9 protein-coding genes are annotated in these 12,986 nt (G+C 70.3%); 6 read left to right on the top strand and 3 right to left on the bottom strand.

Annotated elements, in window-relative coordinates:
* Positions 1-88 precede the first annotated feature (88 nt).
* Positions 89-4,546 (top strand): nSTAND1 domain-containing NTPase, encoded by a 4,458-nt coding sequence (locus ATL45_RS22230; protein WP_143121568.1) that lies wholly within the window; start codon positions 89-91, stop codon positions 4,544-4,546.
* 143 nt (positions 4,547-4,689) lie between these two features.
* The gene (locus tag ATL45_RS22235; protein ID WP_246025855.1) at positions 4,690-6,747 is read left to right on the top strand and encodes a phosphocholine-specific phospholipase C; all 2,058 of its coding nucleotides are present in this window, start codon (positions 4,690-4,692) and stop codon (positions 6,745-6,747) included.
* A 39-nt stretch (positions 6,748-6,786) separates the two neighbouring features.
* On the opposite strand, the gene ATL45_RS22240 is transcribed toward ATL45_RS22235, so the two are convergent.
* The gene (locus ATL45_RS22240) at positions 6,787-7,098 is read right to left on the bottom strand and encodes a DUF6223 family protein (protein WP_093149643.1); all 312 of its coding nucleotides are present in this window, start codon (positions 7,096-7,098) and stop codon (positions 6,787-6,789) included.
* 209 nt (positions 7,099-7,307) lie between these two features.
* Between ATL45_RS22240 and ATL45_RS22245 the strand changes: the two genes are divergently transcribed.
* The 3 genes from ATL45_RS22245 to ATL45_RS38995 are packed head-to-tail and all read left to right on the top strand — an operon-like array spanning position 7,308 to position 9,265.
* The gene (locus tag ATL45_RS22245) at positions 7,308-8,420 is read left to right on the top strand and encodes a histidine kinase (protein WP_093147994.1); all 1,113 of its coding nucleotides are present in this window, start codon (positions 7,308-7,310) and stop codon (positions 8,418-8,420) included.
* A complete protein-coding gene (locus ATL45_RS22250) occupies positions 8,417-9,067 on the top strand; it encodes a response regulator (RefSeq protein WP_093148000.1) in 651 nt (216 codons plus the stop codon). Before ATL45_RS22245 ends, ATL45_RS22250 begins: the two co-directional genes overlap by 4 nt.
* A gap of 39 nt (positions 9,068-9,106) precedes the next feature.
* A complete protein-coding gene (locus tag ATL45_RS38995) occupies positions 9,107-9,265 on the top strand; it encodes a CG2302 family histidine operon protein (protein ID WP_170210311.1) in 159 nt (52 codons plus the stop codon).
* A 91-nt stretch (positions 9,266-9,356) separates the two neighbouring features.
* Here ATL45_RS38995 and ATL45_RS22255 read toward each other — a convergent pair whose 3' ends face one another.
* Positions 9,357-10,715, bottom strand: coding sequence for a cation:dicarboxylate symporter family transporter (locus ATL45_RS22255; protein WP_093148004.1), 1,359 nt, complete (start codon positions 10,713-10,715; stop codon positions 9,357-9,359).
* A 125-nt stretch (positions 10,716-10,840) separates the two neighbouring features.
* The gene (locus ATL45_RS22260; RefSeq protein WP_093148007.1) at positions 10,841-11,428 is read right to left on the bottom strand and encodes a TetR/AcrR family transcriptional regulator; all 588 of its coding nucleotides are present in this window, start codon (positions 11,426-11,428) and stop codon (positions 10,841-10,843) included.
* A 147-nt stretch (positions 11,429-11,575) separates the two neighbouring features.
* Between ATL45_RS22260 and ATL45_RS22265 the strand changes: the two genes are divergently transcribed.
* Positions 11,576-12,871, top strand: a complete 1,296-nt coding sequence (locus ATL45_RS22265) for an FAD-dependent oxidoreductase (RefSeq protein WP_256258324.1) — start codon at positions 11,576-11,578, stop codon at positions 12,869-12,871.
* Positions 12,872-12,986: the final 115 nt, after the last annotated feature.

The following is a 12,986-nucleotide window of genomic DNA, read 5'->3' on the forward strand; positions in this document are numbered from 1 at the left end:
AAGGTGTCCGTCGTCCTCCCTCCTTTGGTATGACAGTGCGGAGAGTGCGTTGATCGGCTCTCCGTACTGTTGTCAGAGGGGGAGTCCGGTGGCGCGTCAGGAACGTCCGCTGCGCGATTTCGCGCTGCTGCTCTACGGCGCGGGCCTCGGTTTCCTGACGAACCTGGCGACGAACAGCGCCGACGGCTGGTCACCGCCGTTCACCCTTATCCGCGACCACTCCGAATACCTGATCGGCGCGGGCGTGATCGTTCCGGCGGCCTACTACGCGTGGCGGCAACGTCAGCTGCGCACGGCGCACGAGTGGGACGCGAGCAGGCAGGGCAATCCGTACCCGGGCTTGCAGTCCTTCGGGCCGGGGCACGAGAGGGTCTTCTTCGGCCGTGACCGCGCGGTCCGCGAGCTGCACGAGCGGTTGGAAGTGCCGGGCGGCGCACCGGAAGACCGCTTCCTGCTGGTGGCGGGACCATCGGGTTCGGGGAAGTCATCGCTGGTGAACGCCGGGTTGGCGGGGTTGCTGCGGCGGCGGAACTGGTGGCTGAGCGACCCGGTCGCGCCGGGTCGCGACCCGTTCGGCGCACTGGTGCACGTGTTCCAGGGCGAACTCCCGAAGGCCGAGGGCGACGCACTCGTCCGGGATCTGCGGGTGGAAGCGCAGCGCGCGCTGGAGCGCTTGTGGCGCACCGACGAACCACGATCGACGCACCCCGAGGTGCTCAACGCGCTGCTAGGGGAGGCAGTCCGGCTGAACCGCCCGGCCGTGCTGCTGCTCGACCAGTTCGAAGAACTCGTGACGCAGGTGGACGCCCGGACCCGCCAGGAGTTCATGGCCCTGCTGCACGCCGCGCTGGCCGATCACCGGCGCCTGCACGTGGTGGCGACGATGCGCGCGGAGTTCATCGGCGTCTTCCTGCCGGAACCCAGCGGCGAGCTGCTGCGCGACCCCTACGTCGTGACCCGGCTCAACCGCGCGGAACTCCGGCAGATCATCACCGGCCCGGCCCGCAAGGCAGGAGTCGAGATCGAGCCCGAAGCGGTGGCGGCCATGGTCGACGACGCCACCGAAGCCGGCGCCGACGTCCTGCCGCTGCTGGCCTATCTCTTGCACAACCTCTACGAGGACTACGGCGGCGACGGCCGGATCACGTTGCAGGAGTACGTGGAATCGGGCCGCGTCGCCGAGGCGATCTCCTCCACCGCGGGCAAGGTCCTCGCTCGGCTCTCCCGCCAGTACGGCGAGGCGCAGGTGATGCGAACACTGCTGAGGTTCGTCTCCTTCGCCGCGCACACCGACGAACCGACGCGCAACAGCGTCCGGCTCGACGACCTGGACGACGAGGAGAAGCACGTCGTCGAGGAGTTCCTGGAAGCGCGGTTGCTGGTCGACGACAGCGATGGCCATCGGGACCTGGCGCACGAGGCGCTGCTGCGCCAGTGGGAACCCCTGCGCGACTGCCTGGACCAGCAGCGCCCGCTGCTCCGCAAGCGCACCACGTTCCAGCAGCGGGCCCGGGAGTGGGACCAGTCCGGACGTCGCGGGGATCTGCTGCTCCCGGAGAGCCAGGTCGACGAGGCCGTCGAGGTCACCGCGGCGGTCGAGTGCAGCGCACTGCTCCGCGAGTTCTGCGCGGCATCGGTGGAATCACGGCGGAAGGCCAGGAGGATCCGGGCGATATCGGCCGCCCAGCAAGCGGATCTGGTGAAGGCTGCTAACCCGCAGCTGGCGCTCGCCGTCGCCCGGGAGATCGCCGAGCTCAGCCCGGGCGAGGTCACCGCGGCCGCGCTCTGGGCCCGGCTGCGCGACCCCCTGGTCTGGAGCGTGCGCCGCCACGCGGACAGCGTCATCGCCGCTCGCTGGGACGACGACGGGCGCTTGTGGGCGGTGGACGGCGCCGGCGTCCTGATGGTGCACGACATCGAGCAGGAACAACCCGTGCAGGTCCGGCGCCTGCCCGCGAAGGGGAACCTGTTCGTTGCCGAGTGGTCGAGCGGCAGCGAGTTGATCTTCGGTGATGGCGAGGGCTTGAAGTGCTGGGACCTGGTGAACGACGTGGTCGAAGTCGTGGACCGGCGGGGATCGGTGCGGCACCCGCTCGCCAGGTCTTCGGACGGATGGCTCGCCTACGACCGCGCCGGTCAGATGGTCGTTCGGGCACCCGGCGAAACCATTCCTTCCGCCCTGGCGAGTTCGGAGGTCGTCGGGCACGCGGAGTGGGCTCCGACGGGGTTGCTGGCCACCGGCGACGACAACGGTGTCGTGCGCGTCTGGAACCCCGAAAGCGGCGAGACGACGGTCGTTCATGAGCACGTCAGCGGGGTGAACTCCCTGTCGTGGTCGAAAGCCGGGCTGCTGGTCAGCGCGGACGACCACGTGGTCCGGGTGTGGGATTCCGCGACCGGTGAGACCGAGGTCCTGCGCGGCTGGGAGAACACCGTGCTCGGTGCCACCTGGATGAGTCGGGAGCAGCTGGTCATCGGGGTGGCGGCGAGCGGCGTCAGCAGTCGGATCGATGTCTGGAACAGCAGGACCAAGGCGCTGCGAACGCTCAGGTACTGCTCGGAGCGGGTGTCTGAGGTCTTCCCCGCGCCGGGTGAGAACCTCCTGGTCTGCATGAACTCCGGTTCGGTGGAGCTCGTCCGCACCGACCTGGGGCACCACGCCGAACACCGGCAAGGGGCCGCAGCCGCCGGTGGCTCCGCACGCGGTACCGCCCTGCTCACCGTTGGAACCGACGGCAAGCTCTGGCGGACCGACGCCGGAGGTTCCGAACGGCTCGGGCGCGACGCGCATTCCGGCACCGCCGACCTGCTGGCCTGGTCGGCGGATGGCCGGTTGGCCAGCGCGAGGTCGGATTTCCAGGGGTACAGCGAGGTCCGGGTGTGGGATCGGCACCGGGCAACGACCTCGCTCGTGCACTGCGGAACCGATGCGATCACCGACATCGCCTGGTCTCCGGACGGCTTGCTCGCCTGGGGTGGTTACGACGAGGTGCACGTCTGGGATTCGCAGCGGGGCGAGTCCCGGATCGTGCTCGAGTTCTCTGGGCGAGTGGAAGCCCTCGAGTGGTCCAGCACGAGTCGGCTCGCGGTCGGCTTGAGCTCCGGCGGGCTCAAGACCTGGGACCCGGCTTCGGGGGCCGCGAGAGTCCTGCAGAAGGACGACAACCCGCTCAGGGAGATCGGGACTCTCGCGTGGTCGGCGGCGGGAGAGCTGGCGACCGGCGACTACAGCGGTGCGGTGCGGGTCTGGGACCTCGAATCCGGCGAGTCGACGCTGCTGGCAGTGCACACCGACGCGGTGCAAGCGGTGGCGTGGTCCTCGGACGGGCTGCTGGCCAGCGGCGGCGATCAGACGGTGCGCTTGTGCGACCCGAAGGACGGGCAGAGCCGCGTCGTCGATCAGCAGGAAGAAGAGTTGACGGCGCTGGCGTGGTCGATCGACGGTGTGCTCGCCAGTGGGTGGCGCGGCGGCTCGCTGCGGATCCTGGAACCGGGCGCGAGCGAGTCCCGGTTGGTGCACGAGCATTCGTACGCCGTCGAGTCCATCGCCTGGTCCAGGGCTGGACAGCTCGCGAGCAGTTCCGGTCTCCGGAGGGATCGGGTGCTCATCTGGGATCCGGACGTGTCCGCAACGCACCGGCCCAACCCCGACAACGGGACCGCGCGGCTGGCCTGGTCCCCGGACGACGAACTGACCACTTCGGACCTCGACTCGCGGATTCGGTTGTGGTCCAAGGACCTTCGGCGGAGTCGCGCCATCCGGCAGCACGACGGTCCGGTCGATGTCGTCGCCGTCTCCAGCACCGGCCTGATCGCGTCGTCGGGTCCGGACGGAAATCTCCGCGTTTGGGACGGCAGAACGGGGGACAGCCGCGTGATCTCGGCCGATGAAGCCGACGTCAGCGCGCTGGTGTGGGATTCGGGCGATCGGCTCGCCGTGGCGCGCGGCGATCGAGGCGTCGCGCTGTGGGATTCGAAGTCCGGTGAGTTCGCCGATCTGACGGCCCGGACAGCGCGCGTCAGCACGATGGCTTGGAGTGCGAGCGGTGTGCTGGCGATGGGCGGCGACGATTTCGTCGTCCGCCTCTGGGAACCGGGAAGCGGGCAGATCCGGGAGCTGCGCAGGCACACGGCCGTGGTGCGGGCGCTGGTGTGGTCGGACGAGGACCGGCTGATCAGCGCGGGCGAGGACGGTCTGCTGATCTGGGACGTGCCCGGGGAGCGGGTGCTCGTCATCGGGGACGCGGTGGAGGTCGAGCACCTGGTCCGGATGCCGGGGCAGGCGCTGGCCAGTGCGGACGACCAGGGGCGGATCCGCCTGTGGGACCCGGAATCGGGCCACGTCATCGCGACGTTCCAAGCGCACGAGGGCAAGATCACCGTGCTCTCCTGGCGGGAAGACGGTCTGCTGATGAGCGCGGGACAGGACCGTCGGGTGGTCACCTGGAACTTCGACACCGACATCGAGGCACTGCTCCGCGAGGCGGACGAACGCGGTGTTCGACGCCTCACCGACCAGGAGCGCGTCCGGTTCGGACTGGCCTGACCACGCTATGTGATGCGTGGGACGGCTGGCGTTACGCCATTTGGATTACTCGGGTGGTTTACCGTTGCGTCACTACGGGGTCTCCCCACCGTCGGTTCCGTCGATAACCATGGCCCCTTGTGACTGAGGTTTCTCGACGTCGGGTGCTCGCCGGGGCCGCTGGTGCGGTTGGTGGCGCTGCTGCTGCTTCGCTTTTGCCACCTTCGCTGCACCGGGCCATGGCCCAGCCGGTTCCCCAGGGCGGCCTGGACGCGCTCGAGCACGTCATCGTGCTCATGCAGGAGAACCGGTCCTTCGACCACTACTACGGGACGCTGCAGGGCGTTCGCGGGTTCGGTGACCGGCACCCGCTCCGGCAGCCTGACGGCCGCTCGGTGTTCCAGCAGCCCAAGGTCGGTGGCGAGGTGCTGCCGTTCTCGCTGCGGCAGGGTGCCGAGCGGGAGGGGCGGCCGGTTTCCGACATCCAGTACCTCGGCGACCTCGACCACAGCTGGGGCGGGAGCGGCAAGGCCTGGGCGCGGGGCTGGAACAACGACTGGGTCGCCGCGAAGACCGCCGCCACCATGACCTACTACGAGCGGCAGGACATCCCGCTGCAGTACGAGCTGGCGGACACCTTCACGCTCTGCGACGCCTACCACTGCTCGGTGTTCGGGTCCACCAACCCCAACCGCAACTACCTGTTCTCCGGCACCACCGGGTACGAGCCGGGAAGCAGCGAGCGCGCGGTCACCAACGCGGCCTACGACTACGACCACGCCGGCTACGAGTGGACCACCTACCCGGAGCGGCTGGAGCAGGCCGGGCTGTCCTGGCAGATCTACCAGGAGTGGGACAACTTCACCGACAACTCGGTGGAGTACTTCAAGACCTTCAAGGAGATCGGGCGCAAGGTGCTCGCCCCGGTGGACGGGAAGTTCCGCACCACCGAGGAGTTCTACAACGCGCTGTTCGACAAGTCCGCCGAGGAGCGGAAGCGGCTGCTCAGCCAGCTGGAATCCGGCCGGGCGGCGCTGACCGACGCCGAGCGGAGCCTGTTCGACCGCGCTATGTACCGCAGCGAGCCGGGCACGCTCGTCGAGCGGCTGCGCGCCGACATCGCCGCGAACCGGTTGCCGCAGGTCGTCTGGCTGGTGCCGTCGTCCACCGACTCCGAGCACCCGGGCAGCTCCACGCCGGTCGGCAGCGCGAACCTGATCTACCAGGTGCTGGACACGATCGCCGACCCGAAGGTCTGGCCGAAGACCGCGCTGCTGCTCAACTTCGACGAGAACGACGGCTTCTTCGACCACGTGCCGCCGCCGGTGCCGCCGAAGCCGGAGTCGGGAGAGGGCGACGACCACTTCGAGGGCCAGCCGATCGGCCTCGGCCCGCGGGTGCCGATGACCGTCGTCTCGCCGTGGACCATCGGTGGATTCGTCAACTCCGAGACCTTCGACCACACCTCGGTGCTGCGCCTGCTGGAGCGCTGGACCGGTGTGCAGGAACCGAACATCAGCTCCTGGCGGCGCACCGCGTGCGGCGACCTGACCTCGGTGTTCGACTTCGACAACGCGGCCGAACCGCCGAAGCCCGCCGAACCGGGCCCGGTGCCCGAGCCGATCGATCGCTGGCACCCGAAACCCCCTGCGGAGCAGGCGCTTCCGGTGCAGGAGCAGGGCCGCCGCCCGGCCCGCGCGCTGCCGTACCAGCCGCAGGTCTCGGGCGTGCTGAACGGCGAGGCCGTGACGCTGCGCCTCGGCAACGTGGGCACTGCGTCCGCGCACTTCGCGATCTACCCGTACGCCGGCGAACTCCCCGAACCGTCCCATGTGGACGTGCTCGGCGAGCAGGTGGTGACGGTGCCGGTCGGCGACGAGTACCGCCTCGCGGTGCAGGGCCCGAACCGGTTCTGGTTCGAGCTGAGCGGATCGCGCGACGGCAAGGCGGCGGGCGTGGACGTCCAGACCCGCCACACCGCCCGCGGCCTGGCGCTGGAACTGCGCAACGACGGATCGGCGGACATCACGCTCCGCCTGCGCTCGACCGGCTACGTGGTCCACGAGGAGCAGGTCCGCGTCGCGGCGGGCGGCGCCCAGCCGCTGGAGTGGCCCACGGACCAGGGCTGGTACGACGTGGAGATCACCACGCCCCAGGACAAGACGTTCCGCCGCCACGTCACCGGCCGGTCCGAGAACGGCGCCCCCGGAGTCACCGGCTGAACTTCCGATGGCCGAGCAGGCCCCGCGCCTGCTCGGCCATCAGGAGGTCCGGCGCAGTCCCAACCCGCCAAGGGCGGTGGTGACCAACCCGACGGCCAGGGCGATGAAGCCGCCGACAATTCCGTACCCGGTGCCGGGACCGCCCTCCGCGGCGGCCACGACGAGCGCGCCGACGGCCGCGGCGATGAGCCCGGCGACCAGGGCCGTGGCGGCTCGCCGCCGGGCGGAGCGGGCCAGGGCCGAGCCCCCGACGACCACGCCGACCAGCCCGACCGCCACCGCGGCCAATGACCAGAGGCGTCCTGACGTCAGGGCGGGAACGGCTTCGTCGGCGAGCAGGTGAAGGGGCATGGGGCGCTCCGTAGATCGTCGGCCGGGAAAACCCGGGTGCTGGACGTCGTCGAGCATGTCCGCCGGCCCCACCACCGTTCATCGTGCAGCCGTGGGCACTTCGCGCTGCTGCGGACGCGGCAGCCGGCCGGGATCTGCTGCGTGCGCGGTAGTCGCGGATCATCCTCGGAGAGGCGTCGCCCGCGCGGACAGCCGATTAGGGTTCACCCATGAGCAGGGGACGCATCGCCGCCCTGGACTGGGCGATCGCCGTCGGGGTGGCGGCGGCCCTGCTGGTCGCCGGGCTTTCCGGGCAACATCCCGGAAGCGCGCGCTACCTGCTGGGTGGCGCGTTGCTGGTGGCGGGAGGACTGGCGCTGGTCGCGCGCCGCTGGAAACCGGTGGTGGTGCTGGTCGCGACCGGGTTGTGCGCGCTGGGGTACCAGGCGGCCGGGTTCGACGTGCCCGCCGTCGCGTTCCTGTTCGCGGTGTACGCGGTGGTCCGGGCGGGACACCGCGTCGTTGCGGTCGTGGCGTCGGTGCTCATGCTGGCGACCCTTCCGCTCGCGGTCCTGGCCTCGCCCCTCGACCTGTCCGTCGGCGAAGCGTTCGCGCGGACGCGTGACGTCCTGCAGATCGCCTGGCTGATCGCCGCGGGTGCCGCCGGTGAGGCGTTGCGGCAGGCGGAACGCCGGGCGGAGGAGGCCGAGCGGACCCGCGAGGAGACCGCGCGGCGCCGTGCCGATGAGGAGCGGCTGCACATCGCGCGCGAGCTGCACGATTCGCTCACCCACCAGATCTCGGTCATCAAGGTGCAGGCCGAAGCCGCCGTCCACGTCGCCCAGAAGCGGGGCGAGAAGCCGTCGGAGGCGCTGCTGGCGATCCGGCAGGCGGGCCGCGAGGCCGCGCGGGAGCTGCGCGCGACCCTGGAGACACTGCGCGAAGACGCGAGCCCGTCGCACGGGCTCGACCACGTCCCGGAACTGCTCCGCCGCGCCCGCGCGAACGGCCTGGACGCGGAACTGGTCGTCGAGGGGAGCGGAAGCGGTGCGCCGCCCGAGGTGGAGCGGACGGTTTACCGGATCGTCCAGGAGTCGCTGACCAACATCGCCCGCCACGCCGCGGCCACCACTGCGACCGTCCGGATCGGCTACCGCCCCGGCGCGCTGGTGGTCCAGGTCGACGACGACGGCCGGGCCACCTCGGCGACTCCGCTGGTGCCGGGTGTCGGGCTGCTCGGGATGCGGGAACGGGTCACCGCCCTCGGCGGCGATCTGCGCGCCGCACCGCGCAGCGGAGGCGGGTTCACCGTACGGGCCGAAATCCCCTTGGAGGCAGCGTGATCCGCGTCCTGCTGGTCGACGACCAGCCGCTCATCCGCGGCGGATTCCGGGCGCTCCTCGACATCGAGGACGACATCGAGGTGGTGGCCGAGGCCGCCGACGGCGCCGAAGGCGTGGACCTGGCCAGGCGGCACCTGCCCGACATCGCGCTCATCGACGTCCAGATGCCGGTGGTCGACGGCATCGAGGCGACCCGCCGCATCGCCGCGGACCCGGCCCTGGCCCGGGTGCACGTGGTCGTCCTGACCAACTACGGCCTGGACGAGTACGTCTTCAACGCGCTGCGAGCCGGTGCGGCGGGTTTCCTCGTCAAGGACATCGAACCGGAGGATCTGGTCCACGCGGTGCGCGTCGCGGCGCGCGGGGACGCGCTGCTCGCACCGTCGATCACCCGCAAGCTGATCGATCGGTACGTCGCCCAGCCGCTCGGAACCGGCAGCCCGGGCCTGGGGGAGCTGACCAACCGCGAGCGCGAGGCGGTCGTCCTCGTCGCGCACAACGACGAGATCGCCGCCCGGATGGTGATCAGCCCGCTGACGGCGAAGACCCACATCAACCGCGCCATGACGAAGCTCCACGCCCGCGACCGGGCCCAGCTCGTGGTCCTGGCCTACGAATCGGGCCTGGTGACCCCGCGCAACCCCTGACCCCGGACCCGCCGGAACGTCCTGGGTACGCTGCCGGGTATGGGCGATGTTCTCCCGATCCTGCTGCTCGCGCTGGCGGGCTTCCTCGTCGGTGGCGTCTACGCGACGTGGAAGACGGCGCGCGGCTTCGCGATCATGCTCGCCGTCGCAGCCGTCATGGCAATCGCCGGCGGCATCGGCTGGATGATCTACGGGTAGATCCCGGCGCCACCGCGCTCTCCGCCGTTCCGAGACGAACGAAGGGGCACCTCCTGGCGGTTCGCCGGGAGGTGCCCCTTCTTCGGTTCGGTCAGCTCTTGGCCGCTGCCTTCTCCGGTTCTTCGTCCTTCGGGCCGGATTCGTGGTCGTCCACGAAGGACTGCTCGTTGAACGGGTTCTCGCCCGCGAAGACCTGCTTCATCTGGTCGCGGTCGATCTCCTTGGTCCAGGAGCCGATCAGGACCGTCGCCACCGCGTTGCCCGCGAAGTTCGTCAGCGCGCGGGCCTCGGACATGAAGCGGTCGATGCCGACGATCAGGCCGACGCCGTCGAGCAGCTCCGGGCGGTGCGACTGCAGGCCACCGGCCAGCGTCGCCAGGCCCGCGCCGCTGACCCCGGCCGCGCCCTTGGAGGCGACCATCATGAACAGCAGCAGGCCCACCTGCTCGCCCAGCGACAGCGGGTCGCCCAGGGCGCTGGCGATGAACAGCGAGGCCATCGTCAGGTAGATCATGGTGCCGTCGAGGTTGAACGAGTAGCCGGTCGGCACCGTGATGCCCACGACCGGCTTGCTCACCCCGAGGTGCTCCATCTTCGCGATCAGCCGCGGCAGCGCCGCCTCCGAGGACGAGGTGGACACGATCAGCAGGAACTCGCGGCCCAGGTAGCGCAGCAGCGCGAAGATGTTGACCCGCGCGAACATCCACAGCATCGGGCCCAGCACCAGGAAGATGAACAGCACGCAGGTCGCGTAGAAGCCGAGCATGATGACCGCCAGGCCCTTGAGCGCCTCCACGCCGGTCGCGCCGACCACCGCCGCGATCGCGCCGAACGCGCCGACCGGGGCCGCCCACATCACCATCGCCAGCATCTTGAACACCAGGCGCTGGATGTGCTCGATGCCGCGCAGGATCGGCGCGCCCTTGTTGCCCATCGCCTGCAGCGCGAAACCGGCCAGCAGCGCGACCAGCAGCGTCTGCAGCACCTGGCCCTCAGTCAGCGAGGACACCAGCGTCTTCGGGATGATCCCGAGCAGGAACTCGGTGGTGCTCTGGGCTTCCTTGCCCGCCTGCTCCGCGCCCTGACCGCGGATCTCGTCGCTGATGTGCAGGCCCTCGCCCGGGTGCAGCACGTTGCCGACCAGCAGGCCGATGACCAGGGCCACCACGGACATGATCATGAAGTAGCCGAGGGCGAGGCCGCCGACCTTGCCGACCTTCGCGGCCTGCCGGACGCCGCCCACGCCGAGCACGATGGTGCAGAAGATGACCGGCGAGATCATCATCTTGATCAGTTCGACGAAGCCGCTGCCCAGCGGCTTGAGGGCCTTGCCCAGATCGGGGGCCAGGAACCCGACGGCGATACCGGCCAGCACCGCGATGATCACCGCGATGTAGAGGTAGTGCGTCCGGTCCCGGCGACGTGGTGCCGCAGCGTCGTTGCTTGCCACTGTTGCGCTCCTACCTGGGCGGGCCGGGTCACACTAGAGGTCCACTCCGTGGCCCAGGTCACGGAGTGGCCGGGAGAGACTATCTGTGCCCGGCAACACCGTCGTCACGCTTGTGTTCATTGTGTTCACAAATGTTCCCGGCCCCGTAATGCGATCTCGGCGGCCCGCCGGACGACGTCGGACGTGGCGCCCGGAGCGGCGAGGCCGGCGTGCATGGCGGCGTCGATCGCGCCCAGCAGCGCGCCGGTGAGGGCTGCGGCGGTCAGCTCGTCAACCTCGGGGCAGGCGTCGCGGAGGCCGTGCGCGAGCTGCTTCTGCAGCGTCGCGTTGCGCAGCAGCGCGCCTGCGCGCAGGGCCGGGACCTCGGCGATGAGGCGGGCGCGGATGCGGGTGAGCTCGTGGTCGAGCGGGAAGCTCCAGGACTCCGCCGTGCTGAGCCGCTCGATCGCGCGCAGCAGCAGGTCTTCCGGGGTCGCGTCGGCGCGGTCGACGAAGGCCTGCGGCAGCAGTTCGAGGTAGATCGCGTCGTCGGCGAAGACGACCTCGTCCTTGGTGGCGAAGTAGTTGAAGAAGGTCGCGGGCGAGACCTCGGCGGCCGCGGCGATCTCGGCGACCGTGGTGCTGTCGTAGCCCTTGGCGTCGAACAGCCGGAGCGCGGCGTCGATCAGGGCCTGCTTGGTGCGCCGCTTCTTGCGCTCGCGCAGTCCGCTCATGGCTACAGATCCTACAGCGAATGTAAACTTAGAGTCGCTCTAAGTTTCTGCTAACGTGGCGACATGGCACCCCTCGTGCCACTGGAGTCCTGCTCAACCGCACCTCAGGGGACCGTGATGCAACCCAGCCACAAGAAACCGCACAACGTGAGAACAACGCCAAACGCAACCACCGCTGAAAATCCCGGAGAGGCGGGACCGGAGGCGGAACAAACCCAGTGCTGCGTGGTCGGCGGCGGACCGGCCGGGATGATGCTGGGCCTGCTGCTCGCCCGCGCCGGCGTCGAGGTGACGGTGCTGGAGAAGCACCGCGACTTCCTGCGCGACTTCCGCGGCGACACCGTGCACCCCTCGACGCTGCGGCTGCTCGACGAGCTCGGGCTGGGAGAGCGGTTCGCGCGGCTCCCGGCCGGGCGGCTGGAGCAGATGCGGATCCAGGTCGGCGGGACGACCGTGGTGATGGCCGACTTCCGGTGGCTGCGCGGCCCGCACCGGCACGTCGCGATGGTGCCGCAGTGGGACTTCCTGGACCTGCTGGCCGCGGCCGCCGCCGAAGAGCCGACCTTCGACCTGCGGATGTGTCGCGAGGTGACCGGGCTGCGCACCGATGCCGGACGCGTCACGGGCGTGCGCTACCTCGACGCCGACGGCGCGGAACGCGAACTCGCGGCGCCGCTGACCGTGGGCTGCGACGGCCGCGGGTCGGTGGTGCGCCGCGCGGCCGGGCTGCGATCGGTCGACTTCGAGGTGCCGATGGACGTCTGGCAGGTGCGGGTGGCCAAGGCGGACGGCGCCACCGATGGCGAGGTCTTCGGGCGGTTCGGCGGCGGGCAGGCGTCGGTGACCATGGACCGCGGCGACTACTACCAGACCGCCTACCTCATCGCGAAGGGCAGCGACGAAGCCCTTCGCGCGCAGGACATCTCGGTGTTCCGGGCGCGGCTGGCCGAGTTGTTCGGCTGGTCGGAGCACCAGCTCGAATCGGTGCGGACCTGGGACGACGTGAAGCTCCTGAGGACGGAGATGAACCGGTTGCGGCGCTGGTACGGCGACGGGGTGCTCTGCATCGGCGACGCCGCGCACGTGATGTCTCCGGTCGGCGGCGTCGGCGTCAACATCGCCGTGCAGGACGCCGTCGCCGCGGCGCGGCTCCTGGCCGAGCCGTTGCGCCGCGGTCAAGCGCCCACCAGCGTCCTCGCGAAGATCCAGCGGCGGCGGTCGTTGCCCGTAGCGGTGGCGCAGCGAACGCAGCGCGGCGAGCACGAGATGCTGCTGCGCCCCGCGCTGGACGGCACGCTCGACGAGCACGACCTGCCGCTCCTGCTCCGACTCCTGCGGCGCTTCCCGTTCCTGCGCGGCCTGACCGGCTACATCGGCGGCGTCGGGATCCGCCCGGAACGCGCTCCCGCCTTCGCCCGGCGGAGCCCGGCCCTGACGTCATAGCGCGCGACACAGCTCCGTTTTCGCTGGTCAAATGCCGTGAGTACTTTGAGGTGCTATAGCGACCCGAAGTACTCACGGGTCCTCACCAGCGGAAACGGAGCGCGGGCGGGCGAAA

This window comes from Saccharopolyspora antimicrobica (assembly GCF_003635025.1).
GTDB lineage: Bacteria > Actinomycetota > Actinomycetes > Mycobacteriales > Pseudonocardiaceae > Saccharopolyspora > Saccharopolyspora antimicrobica.